Consider the following 26,319-nt stretch of genomic DNA (forward strand, 5'->3'; position numbering starts at 1 on the left):
GCCCCGGATTTTATTACGACGCCATTGAAAGTTGGTGTTTCTCAACATACGCCGCCAGCCACTGGGTGATGCGGGACTGCTGTTCGGCGGTCAGCCACATGCCTTCTTTGGTGCGACGCCAGATAGCGTCTTCAGTACGGCGCACCCATTCGTGATCCACCAGGTACTTGAGTTCCGCCTCGTAAAACTCATGACCGAAATCTTCGCCTAAATCAAGCAGCGACGTGGCTTCGCCGAGAATCCACTCCGTGTTGCTGCCGTAAGTGCGCGAATAGTGGCGCGCCAGCGATTCCGTCAGGAATGGGTAACGACGACGCAGCTTCGCCGCGTAATCTTCGCGGCTGCCGTCGATGTCGCCGCCGGGCAGTACGCACGTTTTGGTCCATGCCGGGCCGATGCCTGGATAATAAGACGCCAGTTTTTCCATCGCATGTTCGGCCAGCTTACGGTAGGTCGTGAGCTTACCGCCAAACACGGAAAGCAGCGGCGCTTTGCCGTTTTCATCATGAATATCAAGGGTATAATCGCGAGTGATCGCCTGCGGTGAGTCGGACTCATCATCGCACAGCGGACGGACGCCGGAGTACGTCCAGACGATGTCATCGCGCCCCAGTTGTTTCTGGAAGTGCGCGTTATAGACCTTCAACAGGTAATTAATTTCGCTCTCTTCAATTTTTACCGCTTTCGGATCGCCTTTATATTCGACATCGGTTGTGCCAATGATCGAAAACTCTTCCATCCACGGAATGACAAAGACGATACGCTTATCTTCGTTTTGCAGAATATACGCCTGCTTCTGATTATGGACGCGCGGCACGACGATATGGCTGCCTTTGATCAGGCGGATGCCATACGGTGACGGCAGGTGCATCCCTTCGTCGAAGAACTGTTTGACCCACGGTCCGGTGGCGTTAACCAGTCCGCGCGCCTGCCAGACATATTTTTTACCGGTGTCGATATCTTCCGCTTCGACAATCCACAGGCCATTTTCCCGACGAGCGGCGGTTGCGCGAGTACGGGTAAGGACTTCGCCGCCTTTACGCACCACCATCTGTGCGTTAGCCAGCACCAGACGCGCATCGTCTACCCAGCAGTCGGAATATTCGAATCCGCGCACGATTTCCGGTTTGAGCACCGAATCTGCGCCAAACCGCACACCGGTGGAACTGGGTAAACTGGTACGTTTGCCGAGGTGATCGTACATAAACAGACCGATACGGATCATCCAGGCTGGACGTAAATGCGGGCGGTGCGGCAGACGAAAACGCATCGGGAAGGCGATGTGCGGCGCCATTTTCAACAGCACTTCACGTTCTGCCAGCGCTTCGCTGACCAGACGGAACTCGTAGTGCTCAAGGTAGCGTAAGCCGCCGTGGATAAGTTTCGAACTGGCGGAAGAGGTTGCGCAGGCCAAATCCTGCGCTTCCAGCATGAGTACGGACAAACCGCGTCCGGCGGCATCAGCCGCGATGCCTGCACCGTTAATGCCCCCGCCTATCACGATCAGATCTTTGGTTTCCATGCTGCCCTCTTGCACTTTCGTTAAAGTTCAAAAATGTTCGTTATCGAACATAATAGCAAAGAAACGCGCTATTGGTAACATCGAAAAAACATTTTAGAGTGATATGTATAACATTATGGCGCTAAGCTACTCCGTCAACGTACACTGGGCGATAAAATGCCTTAATTGGCTTCACCGGCAATAATGAAAGAGCGATTCATGGAACAATTTGAATGTATCACTGTAGAAGAGGCGTATCAGAAACTGCACCAGGGCGCGGCGGTGCTGGTCGATATTCGCGATCCGCAAAGTTATGCCATGGGTCATGCGCCGCAGGCGTTTCACTTGACTAACGATACGCTGGGCGCGTTTATGCGTGAGCATGGTTTCGATACCGCGGTGATGGTAATGTGCTATCACGGCAACAGTAGTAAAGGCGCCGCGCAGTATCTGCTTCGGCAAGGCTATGATGCGGTTTACAGCATTGACGGCGGGTTTGAGGCCTGGCATCGCCGTTTCCCTGCCGATGTCGCGAATGGCGCGTAATCCCATAAAGATGCAGCCTCCGACGAGAAGGGTATATATACTGTCTTCTTTTGTATGGACTAAGCGACAGCAATAATGTTGATGATTACTTCCTTTGCGAATCCTCGCGTGGCGCAGGCATTTGTTGATTACATGGCCACCCAGGGCGTCATTCTTACTATTCAGCAACATAATCAAAGCGATATCTGGCTGGCGGATGAATCGCAGGCCGAACGTGTGCGGGTCGAGCTGGCGCGGTTTATAGAAAATCCCGGCGATCCGCGTTATCTGGCGGCTAGCTGGCAGTCCGGGCAGACTAACAGCGGGCTACGCTACCGCCGTTTTCCCTTTCTCGCCACGCTGCGTGAACGAGCCGGCCCTGTTACCTGGATCGTGATGATCGCCTGCGTGCTGGTCTATATCGCGATGAGTCTCATCGGCGATCAGACGGTGATGGTGTGGCTGGCGTGGCCGTTCGATCCGGTTTTAAAATTTGAAGTCTGGCGCTACTTCACCCATATCTTTATGCACTTCTCACTGATGCATATTCTTTTTAACCTGCTGTGGTGGTGGTATCTCGGCGGGGCGGTAGAGAAGCGCCTGGGCAGCGGTAAATTAATCGTCATTACGGTGGTAAGCGCGCTGCTAAGCGGCTATGTACAGCAGAAATTTAGCGGCCCGTGGTTTGGCGGGCTGTCCGGCGTCGTCTATGCGCTGATGGGGTACGTGTGGCTGCGCGGAGAGCGCGATCCGCAAAGCGGAATTTACCTCCAGCGCGGCTTAATTATTTTTGCATTATTGTGGATAGTCGCTGGTTGGTTTGACTGGTTTGGCATGTCTATGGCGAACGGCGCGCACATCGCCGGGCTTATCGTCGGTTTAGCAATGGCCTTTGTTGATACGCTGAATGCGCGAAAACGAACGTGAGGCGTATCCGGCCTGTGGTCGAGATATTTTTCCAGGCCGGGTAGGGCGAATGCCGCTATCCGGCGCAAGGTTGGTTACTTTCAGAGATTATTCATGAAACAAACACAACGGCATGACGCGATCATTGAACTGGTGAAAAAACAGGGGTACGTCAGTACGGAAGAGCTGGTGGAGCATTTTTCTGTCAGCCCGCAAACCATTCGTCGGGATCTTAACGATCTGGCGGAACAGAATATGATTTTGCGCCACCACGGCGGCGCGGCGTTGCCCTCCAGCTCGGTGAACATGCCGTGGCACGATCGTAAGGCGACGCAAACGGAAGAAAAAGAGCGCATCGCTCGCAAAGTCGCGGCCCAGATCCCCAATGGCTCAACGCTGTTTATTGATATCGGCACGACGCCGGAAGCCGTAGCGCACGCCCTGTTAGGGCACAGTAATTTGCGGATCGTGACCAACAATTTGAACGTAGCGAACACGCTAATGGCGAAAGAGGATTTTCGTATTATCCTCGCCGGCGGCGAACTCCGCAGCCGCGACGGCGGCATTATTGGCGAAGCGACGCAGGACTTTATCGCTCAGTTCCGTCTCGATTTCGGCATTCTCGGTATTAGCGGTATTGATAGCGACGGCTCATTGCTGGAATTTGACTACCATGAGGTACGCACCAAGCGCGCGATTATCGAAAATTCGCGCCACGTGATGCTGGTGGTGGATCACTCTAAATTTGGCCGTAACGCGATGGTAAACATGGGCAGCATTAGTATGGTCGATGCGGTCTACACCGATACCCTGCCGCCGCCGGGCGTGATGCAGGTGTTGACGGAGAACCATATTCAACTGGAGCTGTGTTAATTCTGTAAAACGTCCCACGTCAGACCAAAACGCGCCAGGTACTTACGCAGCCGGTCAGCGTCATTCACCGTGGCTTTCCCCTGACGGGAAACGTTGAATAGCTGCCGCCCGGCGTCGGAAAGGGTTTTCGCCTGGCGGCAGACCGCAACGACGTTTTCCAGTTGCATACGGTCAAACAGATCCAGCGCCGTTGCGTCAATGCCCGGCAGTCCGTCGAGCGCGGAGGGGCGATGGTCATTCCAGCTATAGCGCAAACGCGCGATTTCATCGTCTACCGTTTCGACCGTGATTCGCCCGTTGTCCGCCAGCGTCGCCATGCGGGTGACGCTGGCGGAGAGTTCGCGGAAGTTACCGCGCCAGGCGGCCTGCGGCGAGGTGGCGAAGCTCAGCCAGGCGCGGCGCGCTTCGGTATTAAAACGCACGCTGTCGCCGGTTAGCGCCGCGTGGCGTTCCAGTTCGTAGTCAAGGTTTGGCTCAATATCTTCCTGGCGCTGACGCAGGCCCGGTAGTTCGAAGGTCCAGAGATTAATACGCGCGTACAGGTCTTCGCGGAATGTCCCCTCCGCCACCCGCTGGCGCAGGTCGCGCACCGTGCCGGCAATCAACTGGAAATCGCTGCTGACCTGCTGGTCGCTGCCGAAAGGGTAAAAGCGTTTTTCTTCAATGGCTTTCAGCAACATGGCCTGTTCATCCGCGCCCAGTTCTCCCACTTCGTCAAGAAACAACATGCCGCCGTCGGCGCTGCGCAGCAGCCCTGCACGCTCCTCTCTCGCGCCGGTAAACGCCCCCTTAACGTGGCCGAACAGCGCCGACATCGCCGTGTCGCCGCGCAGGGTGGCGCAGTTCACTTCGACAAACGGGCCGCTGAACTGGTGGCGGGCCAGTTTTAGTTCATAGATGCGACGGGCGAGAAACGACTTGCCCGCGCCGGTCGGGCCATTGAGCAGGATTGGCGAACGGGAGCGTATCGCGACGCGCTCAATTTGCTCAATCATCCGGTTGAAACACGGGTTGCGGGTTGCAATGCCGGACTTCAGGAAGTTGAGCGTCTCCTCCCGCTCTTGGGCGAAGCGGGTGGCGATATCATTGTAGCGGCTGAGGTCGAGGTCAATAATCGTCACGTCGCCCGTGCTATGCGGTTTATCTTTTTTGCGCGGCGGCGAGGTCTGCGCTAATCGCGCCGGAAGATAGCGCGCCTCCGCCAGCAGGAACCAGCAGATCTGCGCGACATGGGTGCCGGTGGTGATGTGAATCAGATAGTCTTCATCTTCGGGATGAAAAGTATGGCTGCGGGCGAAATCGTGCAGGCAGGCGTAAACCTCTTCGAAGTCCCACGGGTTGCGGATCGCGATTTCTACGCCGACGACTTCCGTTTCCGGCGAGACGCTGGCGATATCCTTCTTTAATCCTTCAAACAGAGAGCGAGAGCGGGCATCGTACAGCAGTTCCAGGCGGTGAACGACCAGCGTCTCCTGCTGGCACAGACACAAAGTAGGGCGCCATTTTTCCCAACGTTGACTGCCGCGTCCTGCATAGTCGAGTACCGTACCGACAAAACCAAAGGCCACCGTTTTTCGCATCTTAGATTTCCTTCTAAAAGACGAGATAATTTTATCGCTTTTTAATGACTACCGTGCAGGCATTTTTCTTTCACTTGAACGCTAAAGAAATAAATCAATTAAAAATCAATAGATTAAAAAATAATTTATTTTCTGGCACGCTGGTTGCAATAACCATGGCATGGAGAATAACGGAAATGGGAAAAACAAATGGCTAATCCACTTTTGTTCCGTTCGCTGTTAAGGGACGTGCCGCTGGCCAACGCCAGCAATCAGCAAGGCGCAGCGGCCTTTGCCTTCACCCCGCGCCATAAACTGGCGCAAATGGTGATGACCGGCTGCATGAACGAGACTTTTTATGCCAGCGGCCAGGCGCAGCTAAATGATGTTCTGGCGACGGCGAAAGATCTCGACGATCTGTTTTTAGCGCAACTGGCGATTTATGGCCGCGAACGCGGGATGATGAAGGATATGCCCGCGCTGTTGACCGCCATTCTGGCGGCGCGTGGTTCGGCGCTGCTGCCGGTAGTATTTGCGCGGGTGATCAACAATGGTCGGATGCTGCGTAACTTTGTGCAAATTTTGCGCAGCGGCGTGACCGGGCGGCGCTCGCTGGGGACGCGGCCAAAGAAGCTGGTGCAGCGTTGGTTACAGAACGCCAGCGAAGAGCGTTTATTGCAGGCATCGGTGGGCAATGCGCCGTCGCTGGCGGATATCGTCAAAATGGTGCACCCACGGCCGCAAGCGGCGTGGCAGGAAGCCTTCTTCGCCTGGCTGATTGGTAAGCCGTGCGATAAGACGCAACTGCCGGAAAAAACGCGCGCGCTGCTGGCGTTTCGTGAAGGCGACATGGGCGCGGCCTTACCCGATGTGCCGTTTTTACTGCTGACCAACGCGCCGCTGAGTCGCGAACAGTGGGCACAACTGGCGCAGCGGATGAGTTGGCAAACGTTGCGGATGAATTTGAATACGCTGGCGCGTCATGACGTGTTTGAGAATGCAACGCTTGCCGCCAGCGTGGCGCAGCGGCTGGCGGACAGGGCGCAGGTGCGCCAGTCCTGGGTCTATCCTTATCAGCTGTTGTCGGCGTGGAGCAATCTGCAAAGCAGCGTGCCGCAGGTTATTCGCGAGGCTTTAGTGCAGGCGATGGAGTACGCGCTGGAGAACATTCCGCCGTTTCGCGGCAACGTGGTGGTCTGCCCGGACGTGTCGGGGTCGATGAAGTCGTCGATAACCGGCTATCGCAAGGGGGCGACCAGTAAGATCCGCTGCGTGGACGTTGCCGGGCTGATCGCCGCCGCCGTGCTGCGTAATCATCCGCAGGCCCGCGTGCTGCCGTTTGAATGCGATGTGGTCGACGTGCAGCTTGATGCGCGCCAGTCGGTTATGCACAACGCGCAAAAGCTGGCGGCGGTTGGCGGCGGCGGCACCAACTGCTCCGCGCCGCTGCGTAGGTTGTTGAACGAGCGGGCGCGGGTGGATCTGGTGATTATGGTGTCGGATAACGAATCGTGGGTTGATAAGTCGCGCCATGGCTCAACGGCCACCATGGAGTGCTGGATCGAACTGAAAAAGCGCAACCCGCAGGCGCGCCTGGTGTGTATCGATCTGCTGCCTTACGGTACCACCCAGGCGGCGGAACGAAGCGATATTTTGAACGTCGGCGGCTTCAGCGACGAGGTGTTTACGGTGATAGATAACTTTGTTAACGGTCGCTATGGCAGCGCGCACTGGCTGGAAGAGATTGAAGCCGTGACGCTGTAAAGAGTATTCAGCGCGGCGCGAATGCTGGCCGGGATTACATCTTTCCCGATGCGTATCATCCCGGCTATGAATTTGTCGCGCAACGCTGAAGGCACGAATGCTGGTGGATCTACACCTTGTATGGCCAGACGCAGGTTCGAACCCTGCCGGGGCTTAGCCCTGTAGCTCAACGGTAGAGCGGGTGATTCACCTTAACTTGTCGTGCCACCCTATTTTGGCGAATGCCTGTGGATCTACATTTGTTGCGGGTTCGAGACCCGTCAGAGCCCGGCTCTGTAGCTCAATGGTAGAGCGGTGTATTCACATAAACTTGTCGCCACCCTAATGATTAAAACGAGAAAAAATGATGAATTACGAATTGATGACCACCCAGAACGCACCGGTAAAAATGTGGACCAAAGGCGTACCGGTAGAAGACGATGCCCGTCAGCAGCTGATCAATACGGCGAAAATGCCGTTTATTTTCAAACATATTGCCGTTATGCCGGATGTGCATTTGGGGAAAGGATCGACCATCGGTAGCGTGATCCCGACGAAAGGGGCGATTATTCCGGCGGCGGTGGGCGTGGATATCGGTTGTGGAATGAACGCGCTGCGTACCAGCTTAACGGCGGCCGATCTGCCGGAAAATCTGGCGGAGCTGCGTAGCGCCATAGAGGCCGCTGTGCCTCACGGGCGTACCACCGGACGCGGGCGTCGCGATGTGGGCGCATGGGGAAACCCGCCCGCCAACGTTGATGAAAAATGGGCGCAGCTGGAAGCGGGATATCAGTGGTTAACGCAAAAATATCCGCGCTTTTTGAATACCAATAGCTATAAGCACCTGGGAACGTTGGGAACCGGTAACCACTTTATTGAGATCTGTCTGGATGAAACCGATCGGGTATGGATCATGCTGCACTCCGGTTCGCGCGGGATCGGTAACGCCATCGGCACCTATTTTATCGGCCTGGCGCAGCAAGAAATGCAGGAGCAGTTAGAAACGCTGCCGTCCCGCGATCTGGCGTATTTTAATGAAGGAAGCGAATATTTTGATGATTACCTGAAAGCGGTACACTGGGCGCAGCAATTCGCCAGCCTGAACCGCGAGGCGATGATGGAAAACGCGCTGGCGGCGCTCCAGCGCTGCGTGGAAAAACCGATCGCCCTCGATATGGACGAGATCAACTGCCACCATAACTATGTGCAAAAAGAGCAGCACTTTGGCGAAGAGATCTATGTGACGCGTAAAGGGGCTGTTTCGGCGCGGCGCGGTGAGTTCGGTATCATTCCCGGTTCGATGGGGGCGAAAAGCTTTATCGTGCGCGGGCTGGGTAACGAAGAGTCGTTCTGTTCGTGCAGCCACGGCGCCGGACGTGTGATGAGCCGAACGAAAGCGAAGAAACTGTTTAGCGTTGACGATCAGATTCGCGCCACCGCGCATGTCGAATGCCGTAAAGATGCGGACGTGATCGACGAGATCCCAATGGCGTATAAAGATATTGATGCGGTGATGGCGGCGCAGTCTGACCTGGTGGAAATCATGTACGCCCTGCGGCAGGTGGTGTGCGTTAAAGGATAGAAAATGGCAAGGATCATCGCGCTGGATGGCGCACAGGGAGAGGGCGGCGGGCAGATTTTGCGCTCGGCGCTGAGTTTATCAATGATAACCGGCCAGCCGTTTGAAATGAGCGGCATCCGCGCCGGGCGCGCTAAACCGGGGCTGCTACGCCAGCATTTAACGGCGGTGCGAGCGGCAACGGAAATCTGCGGCGCGCAGGTGAACGGCGACGAGCTGGGCTCGCAACAGTTGCGTTTTACGCCGGGGCCGATTCGCGGCGGCGAGTACCGTTTCGCGATTGGCAGCGCGGGCAGTTGTATGCTGGTGCTGCAAACCGTCCTGCCCGCGCTGTGGTTTGCCGATGGTTCATCCCGCGTGGAGGTTCACGGCGGGACGCATAATCAGGCCGCGCCCAGCGCCGATTTTATTTGCCGCGTCTGGGAGCCGCTGTTGGCGAGGATGGGCATCAGCCAGCGTACCACGCTGATAAAACACGGCTTTTATCCGGCAGGCGGCGGCGCGGCGGCGACGGTCGTCGAACCGGCAACGTCTTTACGCGGGCTAACGCTGATATCGCGCGGCGAGACGCTGCGCACCACCGCTGAAGCTTTGCTGGCGGCGGTTCCTTACCACGTTGGCGAACGTGAAGTCGCAACGCTGGAAGCCCACTTCCCGCAGGCGGAGAAAAACGTCGTTGCGCTGGAAGGCGGCTGCGGGCCGGGCAACGCGCTGTCGCTGATGATTCAAAGCGAACAACTGACCGAACTGTTCGTCGCGTTCGGCGTTAAAGGCACCAGCGCGGAAGCGGTAGCTAATCAGGTTGCGAATGAAGCGAGGCGCTATCTCGCAAGCCCGGCGGCGGTGGGAGAGCATCTGGCCGACCAGCTGATTTTACCGCTGGCGCTGGCGGGCGAAGGCGCGTTTACCGTGGCACGGGCTTCCGCTCACTTGCTTACCAATATTGCGGTGGTGGAACGGTTTTTGCCGGTAACGTTCAACCTGGAGGAGGCGAGGGGGATGGTGCAGGTTATGGTAAGTAAAAAGGATAGCGGATCATGACATACCACGCTGATTTCCTTGATACTGAACAACGCGTTGCTGACGCCATCCCGGAGAGGGATGTTAATCCCTTTTCCGGCCCTTCAACGATGCGGCGAAGAGTGCTGGTGAGTCAGGACGGCGAGCCGGTTATCGTGCTGTGTCTTTTTGTCGCGCTGGAAGAGGGGCGCTGGATCGTTGAGCAGTGCTTCAGCGGCATCATGAATAATGATAAGACTATTGCGATATTATACGGTCAGCACGTTCACTTATTTGATACGGATTCACATCAGGTTAAGAGCCTGTTTCTTGATGATTATGTTGGCCATATTTATTCAATACCCGATGTTTGGGATCATAAGGCCTCGCTGAGCGAGAATTTCCTGGTCACAACCTTTCAGTATACGTTTCTTATCCACGTGAGTTCCGGCATTATCTGGCGATCGGAACCGTGTGGTATTGATGGCGTCATTATTCACGATATCCGGGAGGGTATTATTTATGGCAGTGGTGAGTGGGACCCGCCGGATGGATGGGCGCCATTTAACCTGCGGCTGAGCGACGGCCATCGGGCCTGAAGCCAACTCAGCGTCTGGATTTACGTTTATGCCGGATGGCGGCTACGCCTCTACGCCTTACCCGGCCTACAAAACCAGCAATATCAATATGTTTTAAAATGACTCTACAGGCCTGATAAGCGAAGCGCCATCAGGCACACGTTAAACCCCGTACCCCATCATCTTCAGCAACTGTTGTGCGTGCTGTACCGCGTCCTGACGGTGCGCGACGCCGAGTTTCTGGTAGAGGTTGCGGATATGCGTCTTAATGGTGGTCGCGGCCACCGCCAGTTCGCCGGCAATCTGTTCGTTGCTGTAACCGGAATAGATAAGCCCTAACACCTGCCATTCACGCTGGGTGAGCGGGCTGGTGCGAATAAGCTCCGGGACATCCGGATGGTTAAGCAGGCGCTCGACGAAGCCTTCGTCAAAATGGGCGAATTTATGCCGGTGATGTTGGTTAATCTCTCGCAGGATGCGCTGCGCGCGATGCTGCTCCATCTCCGGCAGCGTATTGAGCTGGATAAGCTGACGCAATTGTTGCGCCATGGCTTCGCCTTCAATCACAAAATGGCTGATAAATCCGGTGCGGTTGGCGAGCTGTAAGGCATCAAGCAATACGCGCTGGGCGTCGTTTTTCCGCCCGGATTGCCAGTAAAGCTGATTGAGTAACAGCAGATTGCGGTTTAAATCGCTCATTAAGCGCAGGCTACGGGCATTCTCATTTAACTCTTCCAGCACGATTTCCGCAGGCTCGAATTCGCCCAGCAGGATCTGCGCGCGGGCGATATTCCGCCATTGCCCTTGCAGAAAATGGTTATTGGCAAACGCCGGTTTGGGAGTATGACGTAACCAGTTGGCGGCGGATTTTTTGTCGCCGGTTAACTGCCAGTAAATGACACGCACCTTATCGGCGTTAGAGATCCAGTCGCAGTGATAACGGCCATTGCCTAATAAATTTTCCAGTCGGTTAAGCTGACTACGGGCATTATCCAGATCGCCGCGCGCCAGCGAGCACTGCACCAGTAACGTCAGGCACTGCAACTGTTGTTGCGGCTGGAAGGTGGACAGCACAGCGATACCGCTGCGCGCCGAGGCCTCCGCTTCGTCAAGGCGCGCCCACGCCCACAGCAATTGCGCGCGGATACGTACCAGAAACTCATGCATCGGCAGTTGTTCCAGATGTTGCTCTTTGATCAACTGGAAGGCTCTCTCCTGCGTTTCCCATGCGGCCTGCAGGAATCCCTGGGCGAACTGAATTTCGCTTTGTTGAATTAAGCTCCACAGCGCGTAATGCCAGACGTCATGATGGCGCGCCATTTGTTCGGTTTGCTGCATCAGCGATAAAGACTGGCTGAGATCGCCTTTACAGTGCAGCACTTCGCCGTGAACGGAGGTCGCGACAATACGGCTATAAAACCAGGCGAGAGGAAGCTCATCCAGCGCCAGTTTCGCCAGCCGCTCTGCCTCTTCCGGATTGCCGTCGTTGATGGCGACCTGGGCGCGCAGCGCGTTAAATTCAGCATGTAGCGTGCCGTCCATGACCCCTTTGATCTCTTGCTCGGCGCGCGCCAGCAGCGTATTCACTTCGCTGTAGCGGTGTTGGCTTTGCATCAGCCAGGCCTGTAACAACACCAGCCGCGGATTTTCCAGCAGGCTTTCCCACGGCAGCGCTTTTAATGACTCTTCCAGCAGCGCCAGTTCACTGTGATTAAACAGCCCCCACGCATGGTTAAGCAGGATATCGCGCAGCATTTGCGCGTCACCCGCCGCCAGCGCATGATGTATAGCTTCGCTGGGAAAACCTTGTTCCATCCAGCTTTCCGCGGCCGCACGGTGGATCTCCGACAGTTCCGCCGCCAGTTCCCACTGGCAACGCTGGCGCAGAAAGCTACCAAACGACGGGTGATAGCTGAACCATTCGCCCGTGTCGTCCATGCGTTGCAGGAATAACCCCTGGCGCTCAATCTCCTCCAGCCGCATCTGGCCGTTTTCTTCGCCGGTCACGCGCACAATCAACGCGTCATTCATTGAGCGTAAGATCGCGCTTTTAAGTAAAAAATGTCGGGTGCTGACATCCACGTTATCCAGTACTTCGTCCACCAGATAATCAGAAAGGTGGCTGGCATTAATCCCGGCAAGACGGCGGGCGGAGTGATGCGCAGAGGTATGGTTCTGGCGCGCGGAGAGGGCGATCAACTGTAGCGCAGTGGCCCAACCGGCCACATCGTCGCACATGCGGCTGCTCTCAGCGGCTTCAATGGGCGACGAAAGACGACGGTCAAAAAATTGCTTTGCTTCCTGATGGTTAAAAGCCAACTGCTGGCTGCCGATTTCCAACAGCTGATCGCGCACGCGCAGATTAGCGATGCCCAGTTGCGGCAAATTACGCGATAACACCACCAGGGTGAAATTTTCCGGCTGATGCCGTAAGAAAAAGCGCATCGCGTCGTGAATCACCGGATTGGTAATCAAATGGTAGTCGTCAATCACCAGATAAAGCGGGCGATGCCATTGCGCCAGTTCAATAAAGAGCTGTGCGAAGAGGGACGTCAGGCTGGCGTACTGACGTTTTTGCGCCATCGCTTCGCTGGTAGAGCAGTGTCCGCCGGTGGCCTGTTGGATAGCGGCAATTAAGTAACTGGCGAATCGCTCTTGCTGGTTATCGCCTTCGTCGAGAGAGTACCAGCCTAATTCATTTTTGCCCGCCGCCCACTGTGAGACAAGCGTGGTTTTCCCATAGCCAGCAGGACTGGTTACCAGGGCGAGCCTGAAATTGTTCGCGCCGGAAAGTTTAGCCAACAGCCGCTCACGAACCACGGTATGGTCGAGACGAACCGGACGACTTAATTTAGACGGAATCAACATAGCAATCACTTCACTGTGGGAAATGGGGGGAACTGCGATTTTTTTGCGCTTCGTAATTAATAGATATAAGGTCGGCCAGAAAGCATTTTAATGCAAGCTAAGCAGACTTTTTATGTGTCTGAATTTGCACTCTGTCACAATTCTAAATAACGGTATTAAAAAAGTATTCGGCGCGGTTGAAACGAGCGTCAGAGCTGGGCTGAGGTCATATTTCCGTTATTGTAAATAATGTCCTGGACATCATCCGGATTTAACACAATGGCGATACCAGGCGTTTAATTAATTATGTTTAGTTAGTGAATCTCCCGCCGCTGAATATTTCAGGTAAGAAACTATTTCGGCGTTCATATAATCTTTCGAAAATACCCCTTCGCGATTTACTGTTATTTCTGTTTATTCATTTGATTATGCGTAACACTGGGTGTCGTTGACAGGAATCGGCGCGTTTATACAGGGGTAAGTGGCGGCGATCACACTTTTATGCTCATCCCCGCTCCTCCTCCCTCCCTAATCATTGCCGGGAGGAGGAAGGTCAACATCGAGCCTGGCAAACTAGCGATAACGTTGTTTTATTACCCGAGGACGGATTTCCTATGTCACAGCCAACCTTCAATAAAGATCAATTCCAGGCCGCCCTGACGCGTCAGTGGCAGCGTTTCGGTTTACTGTCGGCGTCTGACATGACGCCTCGTCAGTGGTGGCAGGCCGTTAGCGGCGCGCTGGCGGAATTACTGAGCGCGCAACCGGTAGCGCAGCCGACGAAAGGCCAGCGTCATGTGAACTACATTTCGATGGAATTTTTGATTGGCCGCCTGACGGGAAATAACCTGTTAAATCTGGGGTGGTACCAGGACGTTAGCGATGTGCTGAAAGCGCACGATATTAATCTGACCGATCTGCTGGAAGAGGAAGTCGATCCGGCGCTCGGCAACGGTGGTCTGGGACGTCTGGCCGCCTGCTTCCTCGATTCGATGGCCACCGTCGGGCAGTCCGCTACGGGCTATGGTCTGAACTACCAGTATGGGCTGTTCCGTCAGTCATTTGTTGAAGGCAAGCAGATGGAGGCGCCTGATGACTGGCATCGCGGCAGCTATCCGTGGTTCCGCCACAACGAGGCGCTGGACGTCCAGGTTGGGATCGGCGGTAAAGTCACCAAAGAAGGGCGCTGGGAACCCGGTTTTGTGATTACAGGCCAGGCCTGGGATCTGCCTGTGTTAGGCTATCGTAACGGCGTCGCGCAACCGCTGCGTTTGTGGCAGGCGACCCACGCGCATCCGTTTGATCTGACCAAATTCAACGACGGCGCTTTCCTGCGGGCGGAACAGCAGGGTATCGATGCGGAAAAACTGACGAAGGTGCTTTATCCCAACGATAACCACACGGCGGGTAAAAAACTGCGTCTGATGCAGCAATACTTCCAGTGCGCCTGCTCGGTAGCGGATATTCTGCGTCGCCATCATCTGGCCGGACGCAAACTGCATGAGCTGGCGGATTACGAGGTCATTCAGTTGAACGATACTCACCCGACCATCGCCATTCCGGAACTGCTGCGCGTGCTGATTGACGAGCACCAGCTGAGCTGGGATGACGCCTGGGCTATCACCAGCAAAACCTTCGCCTACACCAACCACACCCTGATGCCAGAAGCGCTGGAGTGCTGGGATGAGAGGTTAATCAAAGCGCTGTTGCCGCGTCATATGCAGATTATCAAGCAGATTAACGATCGCTTTAAGACGCTGGTCGATAACACCTGGCCTGGCGATAAGCAGGTATGGGCAAAACTGGCGGTGGTGCATGACCGTCAGGTACGTATGGCCAATATGTGCGTGGTCAGCGGCTTTGCGGTCAACGGCGTGGCGGCGCTGCACTCCGATCTGGTGGTGAAAGATCTGTTCCCGGAATATCACCAGCTTTGGCCGAACAAATTCCACAATGTCACCAACGGCATTACACCGCGTCGCTGGATCAAACAGTGTAATCCGCAGCTTGCGGCGTTGCTGGATAAAACGCTGAAAAAAGAGTGGGCTAACGATCTCGACCAGTTGATCAACCTCGAAAAATACGCTGACGATGCGAAGTTCCGTCAGCAGTATCGCGACATCAAGCGGGCGAACAAAGAGCGGCTGGTGAAATTCATCAAGGCCCGTACCGGGATTGAGATTTCAAGCAACGCGATTTTTGATATTCAAATCAAACGTCTGCACGAGTACAAACGTCAGCACCTGAACCTACTGCACATTCTGGCGCTGTACAAAGAGATCCGCGAAAACCCGCAGGCTGACCGCGTACCGCGCGTATTCCTGTTTGGCGCGAAGGCGGCGCCGGGCTATTACCTGGCGAAGAACATCATTTTTGCTATCAATAAGGTTGCGGAGGCCATTAATAACGACCCGGCGGTGGGTGATAAGCTGAAGGTGGTTTTCCTGCCGGATTACTGCGTCTCGGCGGCGGAAATGCTCATTCCGGCGGCGGATATTTCCGAGCAAATTTCTACTGCCGGGAAAGAGGCGTCCGGCACCGGCAACATGAAACTGGCACTGAACGGGGCGTTGACTGTGGGAACGCTGGACGGCGCTAACGTTGAAATCGCTGAGAAGGTGGGTGAAGAGAATATCTTTATCTTTGGCCATACTGTGGAAGAGGTCAAGGCGCTCAAAGCCAAAGGCTACGATCCGGTGAAATGGCGTAAAAAAGACAAAGTGCTGGATGCGGTGCTAAAAGAGCTGGAAAGCGGTCAATACAGCGATGGCGATAAACATGCCTTTGACCAGATGCTGCATAGCCTCGGCAAACAGGGGGGCGATCCGTACCTGGTCATGGCGGACTTCGCCGCTTATGTCGAGGCGCAAAAGCAGGTGGATGCGCTGTATCGTGACCAGGAAGCGTGGACGCGCGCCGCGCTCCTCAATACCGCGCGCTGCGGTATGTTCAGTTCCGATCGCTCTATTCGCGATTATCAGGCCCGTATCTGGCAGGCAAAACGCTAAGGGAGCGCGATGGAAAATAAACGTCTCGATAGTGCCGCGCTGGCGGCGGGGATCAGTCCCAGTTACATCAATGCTCATGGCAAACCGCAGTCTATTGGCGCTGAAACCAAGAGACGTTTGCTGGCGGCGATGCACGGCACGACAACAGGACCACAGGCGGTCGTGCCGAATGTGAAGGTTTATACCGCGGGTAAAAAAATGGCGTTGCCGGTAGAGGGGCGCGGTGAGTTTTCCTGGCTGCTGACTACGGAAGAGGGCGAGCATTACAAAGGGCGCGTGACGGGCGGTAAAAAACTTAACCTGCCGGCTACGTTGCCGGAGGGCTACCACACCCTGACGTTGACCCAGGATGAACAGCGTACGCACTGCCGTATTATCGTCGCTCCGCCGCGATGCTATGAGCCGCAGGCGCTGCTGGAAGGGAAAAAACTGTGGGGGGCCTGCGTCCAGCTTTATACTCTGCGTTCAGAAAAAAACTGGGGTATTGGCGATTTCGGCGATTTGAGGTCGATGCTGGTCGACGTGGCGACACGCGGCGGCGCGTTTATCGGCCTGAATCCGATCCACGCGCTTTATCCGGCGAATCCGGAGAGCGCCAGTCCCTACAGCCCCTCGTCTCGTCGCTGGCTGAACGTGATATATATCGACGTCAACGCCGTCGAAGATTTCCGCCTGAGCGAAGAGGCGCAGGCATGGTGGCAAATGCCCGCCACACAGCAAAAGCTGCGACAGGCGCGCGATGCGCAATGGGTGGATTACGCTACCGTTACCGCGCTGAAAATCACGGCGCTGCGGATGGCGTGGACGCGGTTTGCCGCTCGCGACGATGCGCAAATGGCGGAGTTTCGTCACTTTATCGCCCGCGAAGGCGAGAGCCTTTACTGGCAGGCGGCATTCGACGCGCTGCATGCGTATCAGGTAAAAGAGGATGAGCAGCGCTGGGGCTGGCCAGCCTGGCCGGAGGCGTACCAGTCGGTAGAGTCTCCCGCGGTAAAACAATTCTGTGAAGCGCACCGCGAAGAGGTGGAGTTTTACCTCTGGCTTCAGTGGCTGGCCTGGCGCCAATTCGCCGCCTGCTGGGATACCTGCCAGAGTTTTAAACTACCGATTGGTCTGTACCGCGATCTGGCGGTTGGCGTAGCGGAAGGCGGCGCGGAAACCTGGTGCGACCGGGAGCTGTACTGCCTGAAAGCATCTGTCGGCGCGCCGCCGGATATCCTCGGCCCGCTCGGTCAGAACTGGGGGTTGCCGCCAATGGACCCGCATATCATTGTCGCCCGGGCGTATGAGCCCTTTATCGACCTGCTGCGCGCCAATATGCAAAACTGCGGCGCGTTGCGCATTGACCATGTCATGTCGTTGCTGCGTCTGTGGTGGATACCGTATGGCGAAACAGCGGATCAGGGGGCTTACGTCCATTATCCGGTAGATGATTTGCTTTCTATTCTGGCGCTGGAGAGCCAACGTCACCGTTGTATGGTGATAGGCGAAGATCTGGGGACGGTGCCAGTTGAGATTGTCGGCAAGCTGCGCGATAGCGGGGTCTATTCTTATAAAGTGCTGTGGTTTGAAAATGACCTTGAGAAAAACTTCCGCGCGCCAGGCGCGTATCCGCAACAATCGATGGCTGTCGCCTCGACGCACGATCTCCCCACGCTGCGCGGCTATTGGGAATGTGGTGACCTGACGTTGGGTAAAGCTCTGGGGCTTTATCCGGATGAAGTGATTCTGCGCGGGCTGTATGAGGATCGCGAGCGGGCGAAACAGGGGCTATTGGACGCGCTGCATAAATATGGCTGTCTGCCAAAACGCGCCGGGCATAAGGCATCGTTAATGTCGATGACGCCAACGCTAAATCGCGGACTTCAGCGCTATATCGCCGACAGTAACAGCGGTCTATTGGGGCTTCAGCCGGAGGACTGGCTGGATATGGCCGATCCGGTTAACGTACCGGGCACCAGCGATCAGTATAAAAACTGGCGGCGGAAGCTCACCGCCACGCTGGAGCAGATGTTTGCCGATGAGGGCGTAAACAAGCTGATTAAGGATTTGGATAAGCGCCGAAAAGCGGCCGCGAAGAAGAAGTAATAAAGCCGGGGATTTCCCCGGCTTTATTATGGTGAGAGCACGTAGGTCTGATAAGCGCAGCGCCATCAGGCAATCCTGGCGCACATTGCTGCCTTATCCGGCCTACAAGCTGTCTCGCTTAAACCACCATACCCAACAGCAGACAGCCGATCAGGCCGCAGACGGAGATGATCGTTTCCAGCATCGACCAGGATTTAATGGTCTCGCCGATAGTCAAATTGAAATACTCTTTGAACAGCCAGAAGCCCGGGTCGTTGACGTGAGAGAAAATCACGCTCCCGGAACCGACTGCGATAACCATCAGTTCAGGGCTAACGCCGGTAGTGGCGATCAGCGGCGCCGCAATGCCGCCTGCGGTAATCGCCGCGACAGTCGCGGAGCCCAGCGCGATACGCAGCACCGCCGCGATAGACCACGCCATTAACAGCGGAGAGACATTGGTTTCATGCATCATTGAAGCGATGTATTTATCCACGCCGCTATCGACCAGCACCTGCTTGAACGCGCCGCCGCCGCCGATGATCAGCAGCATCATGGCGATAATTTTGATGGAAGAGACCAGCGTATCGTTAATCTGATCCATTGAACGCCCGCGGTTCAGGCCAAAGGTGAACATCGCAATCAGTACGGCAATTAACGTAGCCATTACCGGGTCGCCCAGGAACTCGGCAACGGGCAGGAAAGCGTGGCCTTTTGGCAGAATCATCTCGGCAATCGCACGCATCGCCATCAGAATAACCGGAACCAGCGACGTCCAGACGCTGACGCCAAAGCCCGGCATCTCTTCTTCCGTAAAAGTTTTCGCGCTGTACAGGCCTTCCGGGATCGGCTTATCGATACCTTTCAGGAAACGGGCGTAAACCGGTCCGGCAAGGATCACGGTCGGGATTGCCAGAATCGTACCAAACAGCAGCGTCTTACCCATATCGGCATGGAAAATCGTGGCGATTGCGGTTGGGCCCGGGTGCGGCGGCAGGAAGCCGTGTGTGACGGAAAGCGCCGCGGCCATCGGCACGCCGACGTACAGTAACGGGATATTCGCCGCTGCGGCAATGGTGAATACCAGCGGCAGCATCAGAACGAAGCCCACTTCATAGAACAGAGCGAAGCCGACGGTAAAGCCGGTTAACACTACGGCCCACTGAATATGCTTTTTACCAAATTTCGCGATCAGGGTAGTGGCGATACGTTGAGCGCCGCCGCAGTCGGCAAGCATTTTGCCCAGCATGGCGCCGAACCCCATAATCAGGGCCAGACTGCCAAGCGTACCGCCGACACCGGCTTTGATGGAGCCGATGACTTTATCCAGCGGCATTCCCTGCATCAACCCGACAGCGAGCGCTACCAGGACAAGGGCGATAAATCCGTTCATTTTGAAGCGGATCATCAGAAGAAGTAACAAGATAACACCGATAGCAACGATGACTAATGGCATGATTTACCTGGCCTTTGCTTTGTTATGGGTAACGTCATTGTTTCGACGACAAATTCCTGTTGTTCCCGACGGGAGCAGAGTCGCAATAGCACCAATACTGATTACCGTTGAAACGAATGAGCGTAGTCAGATGTTATATGGATGTTAGGTGCCCATAAGAATGATACGGGTAACATGTGGGTGTTGAAAATGACCCTGGCAGGCAAAATTTAAATTATGAGACACAGGTCATGTTATCGGCGAAAGAAGAAGGACCATCGTTCTGAGATGTGGCTGATGGCGCAGGATGGCGGCGTAGACGCCTTATTCGGCCTACGGTGGGGCAGATAAGGCCCGACAGGCGCAAGCGCCATCGGGCATGGATGCGGGGAAAATCTTAGTAGTAGGAGTGCTCGCCGCGCTGGTGTTCGGTCAGATCGCGAACCCCTTTCAGCTCCGGGAATTCATTCAGCAACTGTTTTTCGATCCCTTCTTTCAGCGTGACGTCAACCATCGAGCAACCGTTACAACCGCCGCCAAACTGCAGAATTGCATAGCCTTCATCGGTAATTTCCATCAGCGAGACGCGACCGCCGTGGCCCGCCAACTGCGGGTTAATCTGCGATTGCAGAGCATATTCCACGCGCTCCATCAGCGGCGCGTCATCGGCCACTTTGCGCATCTTCGCGTTTGGCGCTTTCAATGTGAGTTGAGAACCTAGCTGGTCGGTCACGAAATCAATTTCCGCGTCTTCCAGATAGGGCGCGCTCAGCTCGTCGACATAAGCGGTCAACAGGTCAAATTTCAGTGCAGTATCGGTGGCTTCTACGGCGTCGGGCGGACAATAAGAAACGCCGCACTCTGCGTTAGGAGTACCGGGATTAATGACAAATACGCGGATTTGCGTCCCTTCTTCCTGATTTGCCAGCAGTTTGGCAAAGTGCGCTTGTGCAGCATCGGAAATACGGATCATAGTAATGGCCTAATAGTTGACTATTTTAGTTGGTTATAATACGCCCATCATCGAGGCTCTACAAGGTTCGACACAGGCACCATACCTGGACAGTCGCTGCGCCGTTGCGCAAAAGTAGTTGCGCGATTTCCGCGACGGTACTTCCGGTAGTGACGACATCATCCACAATAACCATATGGAGACCCTGTACCGGCAATTCAAGGCGAAACGCGTTTTTCAAATTGCGTTTCCGTAACCTGGCGCTGAGATGATGTTGTGTTGCGGTCGCCCGTACCCGCGTGATGGTCTGGCTGTCCCACGCGCAGCCCAGCCAGTGCGCTAACGGTTGGCATAACAGATCGCTTTGGTTAAATCCCCGCCGCCAGTGTCGGCGCGACCAGAGCGGAACGCTGACGATTCTGTCGGGAAGCTGCAAGCCAGTGCTGCGGCGCGCCATGAGGACTTCCTGCAACAGTAGACGCGCCAGAGCGGCGGCAATTTCGTTACGGCGGGTAAATTTAAGCTGATGCACCAGTAAACTCAAGGGCGGCGTATAGTTACTGACGCTCACCAGACGCTGCCAGGGCGGCGGTTTTTGCAGGCAGCGACCGCAGGGGAGCGAAGGATGCCTGGCGGGTAATCCACATTGCGGACACACGCTGACGCGCTGGCGGACGGCGCGCGCGCATACGGAACAAATCCCCCAGTGGCTTAACGCCAGCGGCATTCGGCATAGCCAGCATAATCCCGGTACTGTTAGCATAGGTGCATCCTTGTTAGACAAAAGAGAACAGTAACTGATGAATGACATCTGGTGGCAGACCTACGGCGAGGGAAATTGTCATCTTGTGCTGCTGCACGGATGGGGATTGAACGCGGAGGTATGGCATTGCATTCGCGAGGAACTCGGCTCGCATTTTACGCTGCATCTGGTCGACTTGCCGGGCTATGGTCGCAGCTCGGGGTTTGGCGCCATGACGCTTGAAGAGATGACGGCGCAGGTAGCGAAAAACGCGCCGGACCAGGCTATCTGGCTTGGCTGGAGCCTGGGCGGCCTGGTGGCGAGTCAGATGGCGCTCACCCACCCTGAACGCGTCCAGGCGCTGGTGACTGTCGCCTCTTCGCCATGCTTTAGCGCGCGTGAGGGGTGGCCGGGAATAAAACCAGAAATCCTCGGCGGATTCCAGCAGCAGCTTAGCGACGATTTTCAGCGCACGGTGGAGCGTTTTCTGGCGCTGCAAACGTTAGGGACGGAGACGGCGCGTCAGGATGCCCGCACCTTAAAAAGCGTAGTGCTGGCGCAGCCTATGCCGGATGTAGAGGTGCTCAATGGCGGACTGGAAATCTTAAAAACGGTCGATCTACGAGAAGCGCTTAAAAATGTGAACATGCCGTTTTTGCGTTTGTATGGTTATCTGGACGGTCTGGTGCCGCGTAAAATCGCGCCTTTGCTCGATACGTTATGGCCGCACAGTACATCACAGATAATGGCGAAGGCGGCCCATGCGCCGTTTATCTCGCATCCGGCGGCGTTTTGTCAGGCGCTGATGACGCTAAAATCATCGCTGTAACCAGGGCGTTGCCGGGCCTGGACCATTCTGCAAGATTAATGACTTTCAGACGCCAGATCGGCAGGCGCCAGCCCGGTAACCCTAAGCACGGTATCGCGATCGAAACCATCGTTTAGCATGGAGCGGGCAATGCGCAATGCGGCGAGCCGTTGGCCTTCCTGCTTGCCTTGCTGTAACCCGTTACGATGTCCTTCCTGACGTAATCTGTCTGCGATAGTCATGATCTTCTCCTTATGCTGTGGGATACGCATAGCCACCTGGCGGATAAACGTATTGAAGCGCGCGGCGTCGCCAGTGTGCATCATGTAATTAAACAAACTTTGAAGCTGGGTGTCATTAGCGTATCCCTTAACCAGCAGGGCGACCAGCTGTTCGACAAGCCCCATCAGATCGCGCTGGCGGATGTGTTTTTGTATGAGTTCCAGCAGCGCGACCCGTCGGTGTCGCATAATCTCGTCGTCCGGCACGACCGTAATATCGACCAGAGGAAAGGCGGTGGCGTATAGCTTACGCGCCATCACCGGGTCGGCAAATTCATCCAGCCAGCATAATGAGAACGGATACGGGCTGCGGTTTCCGTGATAAAACAGCATTGGCACCACTAACGGCAACGTCTTATGCCCGGCCTCCAGGTGCCGTTGCATTGCAGCCATTGCGTAACGCATCAGCCGAAATGCCATATGCGCGTCCGGCGTACTCTGATGTTCAATAACCACGTAAATGTAACCTTCACCTTCACTTGTTTCCAGCGACCAAAGAATATCGGAATAATGGGGGCGTAAATCCTCTTCAATAAAGCTACCGGACTCCAGCCGTAACGTATTCAGATTACAGATTTGACGTAATGTCGTCGGGAGATGGATTTCCAAAAAATCCCGTGCAGTATCGGGGTGGCATAAAAACTGTTTGAATACCGCGTCATGCGGCGTGGATGTTGTTGAGGTCGCCATATCGATCCGTCATCGGTGAAGTTCAATGGCGTGACACTACGCGCAGACCGGGCTGATTGCAGTAGAGGATTAGTGCGCTTGCGAGGCGCGTGGGGAGATAAATGCGCACGGCGGTAACGCTTTCATCTTTGTGGAAGGCATGACGCAAAATTGCCCGGCAGCGTGACGCGTACCGGGCAACATAACGCGGGATAAAGGCGGGATAAAGGCCGGATAAGACGCGTTACGTCGCTACCCGGCGAAGGCTAACGCAAGGCCCACCATTCGCGCAGGCAGGCTTTACCTTCCGGACAACTTTTACAGCTGCCTGAAAGGCAGCCGTCCGCTTCTTCCGGGATACGTACCGCTTTACCCATGATCTCCAGTTGATTCAGCATGGCGTCGATCATGGGCTGCGGAGCGTGCAGCGTATGGCTGATCTGCGTTGCCTCCATACGCCCCCGTAGCGCCAGTAGATCGCGAACCTGTATCAATGAAGCCATTTTTTACATCCCTTAGTGACAATTGCCCGCAGTGCCCGAACAACAGGAACTGACGTTTTTGCGGGTTGCCAGCAGTTCAATGTCTACACGGCTGCGGGCGCGGCGCAACAGGCTTAACACCACAACGTTAAAGACGATCACCGCCAGAATACAGATCAGACTGTATGTCGGGTGTTGACTGAAGCTGGTAACTTGGTAGAACAGCGTGGCGAGCGAATAGGCGATATTCAGTCCCCACAGGATGGAGAAGCCCATCCAGCCGCGGCTGGACTCGCGGGCGATAGCGCCCATTACCGAGATACACGGTACGTAAAGCAGGACAAAAATCAGGTAACTGTACGCCGCCGCGGCGCTGCCGAATTTTTGATCCATCACGCCCATCGCGCCGGTCGCCATTTCGCCGTCGCCTTTACTCGCTTCGATCGGGTTAGCCAGTACGCTCAGGCTAAAGGTGTCTTTCAGGCTTTGCCAGGTATCGTCAACCGCGCCCAGCAGTTCATCGCCGAGGTGGAAGTCGGCAGGATTAAATGCTTCGTCCTGAATATTTTCGGCGGTGTAGAGCGTGTTCAGCGTACCGACGACAACTTCTTTAGCCATGGCGCCCGTAAACAGACCCACGGTCGCTTGCCAGTTATCCTCATGGACGCCGATCGGTTTAAAGACTGGCGTGATGACCCGGCTTACAGAGGCGAGGGCGGAGTCATTAATGTTATCGACGATTTTGCCGCTCAGCGAGAAACTGTTAAACGCGCTCAGGAAAATACTCACGATGATAATGACTTTACCGGCGCGTAGTACAAAACCTTTCAGGCGTTGCCAGGTCTGGATGATCAGGCTCTTGATATGCGGGACGTGGTAAACCGGCAGCTCCATCACAAACGGAGAGGCTTCGCCGCGCATAATGGTATGCTTCAGCATCAGGCCGGTTAATACCGCCATGACAATACCCAGCACGTACAGCGAGAAGACCGCCAGCGCGCCGTTTTGCCCGAAGAAGGCGGCGGCAAAGACGGCGAAAATCGCCAGGCGCGCGCCACAGGACATAAACGGCGCCATCATGATGGTCATCAGACGTTCGCGCGGAGCGTCAAGCGTGCGGGCGCCCATCACGGAAGGCACGTTACAGCCGAAGCCGACAATCAGCGGCACGAAGGATTTACCCGGTAGTCCCAGCGCCTGCATCAGGCGATCCATGACGAAGGCCGCGCGCGCCATATAACCGGAGTCTTCAAGGAAGGAGAGGAACAGGTACATCATCCCGATTTGCGGCACCAGCGGCAGGACGGTATTGATCCCGCCGCCAAGACCTTGCGCCAGGAAGATGGTTAACCAATCCGGGAAGTGCAACGTGTAGCCAATCCATTGAATGCCATGAATAAAGATGGCGACGGAACCGGCATCAAACAGGGGTTGCAACGCGCCGCCGATGTTAATGGCGAGCAGGAACATCAGGTACATCACGAACAAAAAAATCGGTAAGCCGAGGAAGCGGTTCAGGATAATTTTATCGACCGCCCTGGTGAAGCGGCTGGGTTCGGCTGTCAGGGTATTGCTGACCACGTCGCAAATAGCGGCGATACACTGATAACGGGCGTCGGCGATATGCAGCGCCGGGTCGTCCATTTCATCCTTCAGACGGGCAAGGGAGGTGTCCAGGTTTTGCGCCGCCTCGCCTGCGTAAGCCCGGCTGTAGATATCGCCCTCCAGCATTTGCAGACCCAGCCAGCGGCGCTGTTGTAAAGGCATCTCCTGGGCCATCGCGTCGGCCAGGAAACCCGCTTCGCGCAGCAGCGGCTGGGCATAATGCACCAGTTCGACGTTGTCGTTAGCGTTGTGACGGTCAATGGCCAGTTTCAGCGCCTCGATACCGCGGCCGCGAGTCGATACCAGCGGTACGACAGGGCAACCCAGACGCGTGGACAGAGCGTCGACATCAATACGAACCTGCTGTTTTTCGGCGATATCCAGCATGTTGAGCGCGACAATACAGGGGATACCCAGCTCCAGCAGTTGCAGCGTCAAATAGAGGTTGCGCTCCAGATTGGAGGCGTCCACAACGTTTATCAACAGGTCGGCGTCGCCGCTCAGGATGTAGTGGCAGGCGATCTGTTCGTCGAGAGAGGTTTGTGACGAGATGGTCGTCAGAGAATAGGTGCCGGGTAAATCTACCAGCGTGACCTGGTGGTCAGTTGTCGCGAACTGGCCCTCTTTACGCTCGACGGTGACGCCCGCCCAGTTCCCCACGCGCTGACGCGCGCCGGTGAGTTGGTTAAATAAGGTGGTCTTGCCGGAATTAGGATTACCAATTAAACCAATGGTTAATTTTTTCATTTTTATAGACTCACTGTATTAACAGGAAACCGCTTCCACTTCTATTAACGCCAAATCCTTTTTACGCAAAACCAGACTCACGCGTCGTGTTTCGATATGGATCGGATCGCCTAAGGGCGCGACGCGGACGACATTAAATGAAGAGCCGGGCAACATGCCGAGCGAAAGCAGTTTTTGACGATACGCCGGGCTGATTTCACGCGCAAAGCCGGTGATTTTCCACGCAGTGTCAGGAGTGAATTGCATACGACCTACTTGTTTCTTACTAACTGGATGTATACCTCATGCGGCGCTCAGGGGGGCGGCAGGAGACCCGATGTTTAGCCAACGAAGGAAAGAGTAAATAATCAACAACACAATGATAATGAGAATGGTTTCTATCTTCAACGATTAAAATGTGACGGAATGTACAA

The 26,319-nt window shown here is 55.5% G+C and carries 20 protein-coding genes; 10 read left to right on the top strand and 10 right to left on the bottom strand.

Features of this window, described 5'->3' with window-relative positions; genetic code table 11:
* Positions 1–13: 13 nt before the first annotated feature.
* Positions 14–1,522 (bottom strand): glycerol-3-phosphate dehydrogenase, encoded by a 1,509-nt coding sequence (gene glpD, locus ACLJRU_RS07110; RefSeq protein ID WP_001541031.1) that lies wholly within the window; start codon positions 1,520–1,522, stop codon positions 14–16.
* Positions 1,523–1,720: 198 nt separating this feature from the next.
* Here glpD and glpE point away from each other — a divergent pair, with 198 nt between their 5' ends.
* The 3 genes from glpE (at position 1,721) to ACLJRU_RS07125 (ending at position 3,805) form a co-directional block, all read left to right on the top strand.
* Complete coding sequence (glpE, locus tag ACLJRU_RS07115; protein WP_038394050.1) at positions 1,721–2,047, top strand: thiosulfate sulfurtransferase GlpE; 327 nt, start codon at positions 1,721–1,723, stop codon at positions 2,045–2,047.
* Between the two features lie 75 nt (positions 2,048–2,122).
* Entirely contained in the window at positions 2,123–2,953 is an 831-nt protein-coding gene (glpG, locus tag ACLJRU_RS07120; RefSeq protein WP_001541030.1) for a rhomboid family intramembrane serine protease GlpG, read from the top strand.
* A 93-nt stretch (positions 2,954–3,046) separates the two neighbouring features.
* On the top strand, positions 3,047–3,805 hold the full coding sequence (locus tag ACLJRU_RS07125) for a DeoR/GlpR family transcriptional regulator (protein WP_001541029.1): 759 nt from the start codon (positions 3,047–3,049) through the stop codon (positions 3,803–3,805).
* Here ACLJRU_RS07125 and rtcR read toward each other — a convergent pair.
* Entirely contained in the window at positions 3,802–5,385 is a 1,584-nt protein-coding gene (rtcR, locus tag ACLJRU_RS07130; RefSeq protein WP_001232871.1) for an RNA repair transcriptional activator RtcR, read from the bottom strand. The genes ACLJRU_RS07125 and rtcR overlap by 4 nt on opposite strands.
* A 189-nt stretch (positions 5,386–5,574) precedes the next feature.
* Between rtcR and ACLJRU_RS07135 the strand changes: the two genes are divergently transcribed.
* The 4 genes from ACLJRU_RS07135 to ACLJRU_RS07150 all read left to right on the top strand — a co-directional run bounded on the left by ACLJRU_RS07135 (position 5,575) and on the right by ACLJRU_RS07150 (position 10,284).
* Positions 5,575–7,128, top strand: coding sequence for a vWA domain-containing protein (locus tag ACLJRU_RS07135; RefSeq protein ID WP_023235342.1), 1,554 nt, complete (start codon positions 5,575–5,577; stop codon positions 7,126–7,128).
* Between the two features lie 346 nt (positions 7,129–7,474).
* Positions 7,475–8,689: an RNA-splicing ligase RtcB gene (rtcB, locus tag ACLJRU_RS07140; RefSeq protein WP_001105530.1), complete on the top strand. Its 1,215-nt coding sequence runs from the start codon at positions 7,475–7,477 to the stop codon at positions 8,687–8,689.
* Positions 8,690–8,692: 3 nt separating this feature from the next.
* Complete coding sequence (gene rtcA, locus ACLJRU_RS07145; RefSeq protein ID WP_023235341.1) at positions 8,693–9,727, top strand: RNA 3'-terminal phosphate cyclase; 1,035 nt, start codon at positions 8,693–8,695, stop codon at positions 9,725–9,727.
* Positions 9,724–10,284, top strand: coding sequence for a hypothetical protein (locus tag ACLJRU_RS07150; protein WP_000220926.1), 561 nt, complete (start codon positions 9,724–9,726; stop codon positions 10,282–10,284). Before rtcA ends, ACLJRU_RS07150 begins: the two co-directional genes overlap by 4 nt.
* 141 nt (positions 10,285–10,425) lie before the next feature.
* Here the strand turns inward: ACLJRU_RS07150 and malT are convergent, their stop codons facing one another.
* Entirely contained in the window at positions 10,426–13,131 is a 2,706-nt protein-coding gene (gene malT / locus ACLJRU_RS07155) for an HTH-type transcriptional regulator MalT (RefSeq protein ID WP_001541025.1), read from the bottom strand.
* A gap of 593 nt (positions 13,132–13,724) precedes the next feature.
* On the opposite strand from malT, the gene malP reads away from it, so the two are divergent.
* Both malP and malQ read left to right on the top strand, forming a co-directional pair.
* Positions 13,725–16,118, top strand: coding sequence for a maltodextrin phosphorylase (gene malP, locus ACLJRU_RS07160; protein WP_001541024.1), 2,394 nt, complete (start codon positions 13,725–13,727; stop codon positions 16,116–16,118).
* Between the two features lie 9 nt (positions 16,119–16,127).
* Entirely contained in the window at positions 16,128–18,206 is a 2,079-nt protein-coding gene (gene malQ, locus ACLJRU_RS07165) for a 4-alpha-glucanotransferase (RefSeq protein WP_001541023.1), read from the top strand.
* A gap of 118 nt (positions 18,207–18,324) precedes the next feature.
* On the opposite strand, the gene gntT is transcribed toward malQ, so the two are convergent.
* The 3 genes from gntT to gntX all read right to left on the bottom strand — a co-directional run bounded on the left by gntT (position 18,325) and on the right by gntX (position 21,335).
* Complete coding sequence (gntT, locus tag ACLJRU_RS07170) at positions 18,325–19,641, bottom strand: gluconate transporter (protein WP_001131737.1); 1,317 nt, start codon at positions 19,639–19,641, stop codon at positions 18,325–18,327.
* 376 nt (positions 19,642–20,017) lie between these two features.
* Complete coding sequence (nfuA, locus tag ACLJRU_RS07175; RefSeq protein ID WP_000619387.1) at positions 20,018–20,593, bottom strand: Fe-S biogenesis protein NfuA; 576 nt, start codon at positions 20,591–20,593, stop codon at positions 20,018–20,020.
* Between the two features lie 58 nt (positions 20,594–20,651).
* A complete protein-coding gene (gene gntX / locus ACLJRU_RS07180) occupies positions 20,652–21,335 on the bottom strand; it encodes a DNA utilization protein GntX (protein ID WP_000958742.1) in 684 nt (227 codons plus the stop codon).
* A 37-nt stretch (positions 21,336–21,372) separates the two neighbouring features.
* Here gntX and bioH point away from each other — a divergent pair, with 37 nt between their 5' ends.
* The gene (gene bioH / locus ACLJRU_RS07185; protein ID WP_000998145.1) at positions 21,373–22,143 is read left to right on the top strand and encodes a pimeloyl-ACP methyl ester esterase BioH; all 771 of its coding nucleotides are present in this window, start codon (positions 21,373–21,375) and stop codon (positions 22,141–22,143) included.
* A 35-nt stretch (positions 22,144–22,178) separates the two neighbouring features.
* Here bioH and ACLJRU_RS07190 read toward each other — a convergent pair whose 3' ends face one another.
* The 4 genes from ACLJRU_RS07190 to feoA all read right to left on the bottom strand — a co-directional run bounded on the left by ACLJRU_RS07190 (position 22,179) and on the right by feoA (position 26,152).
* A complete protein-coding gene (locus ACLJRU_RS07190) occupies positions 22,179–23,093 on the bottom strand; it encodes an Rpn family recombination-promoting nuclease/putative transposase (RefSeq protein ID WP_000235955.1) in 915 nt (304 codons plus the stop codon).
* 245 nt (positions 23,094–23,338) lie between these two features.
* A complete protein-coding gene (feoC, locus tag ACLJRU_RS07195) occupies positions 23,339–23,575 on the bottom strand; it encodes a [Fe-S]-dependent transcriptional repressor FeoC (protein ID WP_000157587.1) in 237 nt (78 codons plus the stop codon).
* Between the two features lie 12 nt (positions 23,576–23,587).
* On the bottom strand, positions 23,588–25,906 hold the full coding sequence (feoB, locus tag ACLJRU_RS07200; protein ID WP_000736983.1) for a Fe(2+) transporter permease subunit FeoB: 2,319 nt from the start codon (positions 25,904–25,906) through the stop codon (positions 23,588–23,590).
* A gap of 18 nt (positions 25,907–25,924) precedes the next feature.
* A complete protein-coding gene (feoA, locus tag ACLJRU_RS07205) occupies positions 25,925–26,152 on the bottom strand; it encodes a ferrous iron transporter A (protein ID WP_001160955.1) in 228 nt (75 codons plus the stop codon).
* Positions 26,153–26,319 lie beyond the last annotated feature (167 nt).

The organism is Salmonella sp. SAL00653, assembly GCF_046552515.1.
Classification (GTDB): domain Bacteria; phylum Pseudomonadota; class Gammaproteobacteria; order Enterobacterales; family Enterobacteriaceae; genus Salmonella; species Salmonella enterica.

Bases quoted from the DNA above. Each gene is read 5' to 3' on its own strand.
- glpD (WP_001541031.1), bottom strand. From the start codon at position 1,522: ATGGAAACCAAAGATCTGATCGTGATAGGCGGGGGCATTAACGGTGCA.
- glpE (WP_038394050.1), top strand. From the start codon at position 1,721: ATGGAACAATTTGAATGTATCACTGTAGAAGAGGCGTATCAGAAACTG.
- glpG (WP_001541030.1), top strand. From the start codon at position 2,123: ATGTTGATGATTACTTCCTTTGCGAATCCTCGCGTGGCGCAGGCATTT.
- ACLJRU_RS07125 (WP_001541029.1), top strand. From the start codon at position 3,047: ATGAAACAAACACAACGGCATGACGCGATCATTGAACTGGTGAAAAAA.
- rtcR (WP_001232871.1), bottom strand. From the start codon at position 5,385: ATGCGAAAAACGGTGGCCTTTGGTTTTGTCGGTACGGTACTCGACTAT.
- ACLJRU_RS07135 (WP_023235342.1), top strand. From the start codon at position 5,575: ATGGCTAATCCACTTTTGTTCCGTTCGCTGTTAAGGGACGTGCCGCTG.
- rtcB (WP_001105530.1), top strand. From the start codon at position 7,475: ATGAATTACGAATTGATGACCACCCAGAACGCACCGGTAAAAATGTGG.
- rtcA (WP_023235341.1), top strand. From the start codon at position 8,693: ATGGCAAGGATCATCGCGCTGGATGGCGCACAGGGAGAGGGCGGCGGG.
- ACLJRU_RS07150 (WP_000220926.1), top strand. From the start codon at position 9,724: ATGACATACCACGCTGATTTCCTTGATACTGAACAACGCGTTGCTGAC.
- malT (WP_001541025.1), bottom strand. From the start codon at position 13,131: ATGTTGATTCCGTCTAAATTAAGTCGTCCGGTTCGTCTCGACCATACC.
- malP (WP_001541024.1), top strand. From the start codon at position 13,725: ATGTCACAGCCAACCTTCAATAAAGATCAATTCCAGGCCGCCCTGACG.
- malQ (WP_001541023.1), top strand. From the start codon at position 16,128: ATGGAAAATAAACGTCTCGATAGTGCCGCGCTGGCGGCGGGGATCAGT.
- gntT (WP_001131737.1), bottom strand. From the start codon at position 19,641: ATGCCATTAGTCATCGTTGCTATCGGTGTTATCTTGTTACTTCTTCTG.
- nfuA (WP_000619387.1), bottom strand. From the start codon at position 20,593: ATGATCCGTATTTCCGATGCTGCACAAGCGCACTTTGCCAAACTGCTG.
- gntX (WP_000958742.1), bottom strand. From the start codon at position 21,335: ATGCTAACAGTACCGGGATTATGCTGGCTATGCCGAATGCCGCTGGCG.
- bioH (WP_000998145.1), top strand. From the start codon at position 21,373: ATGAATGACATCTGGTGGCAGACCTACGGCGAGGGAAATTGTCATCTT.
- ACLJRU_RS07190 (WP_000235955.1), bottom strand. From the start codon at position 23,093: ATGGCGACCTCAACAACATCCACGCCGCATGACGCGGTATTCAAACAG.
- feoC (WP_000157587.1), bottom strand. From the start codon at position 23,575: ATGGCTTCATTGATACAGGTTCGCGATCTACTGGCGCTACGGGGGCGT.
- feoB (WP_000736983.1), bottom strand. From the start codon at position 25,906: ATGAAAAAATTAACCATTGGTTTAATTGGTAATCCTAATTCCGGCAAG.
- feoA (WP_001160955.1), bottom strand. From the start codon at position 26,152: ATGCAATTCACTCCTGACACTGCGTGGAAAATCACCGGCTTTGCGCGT.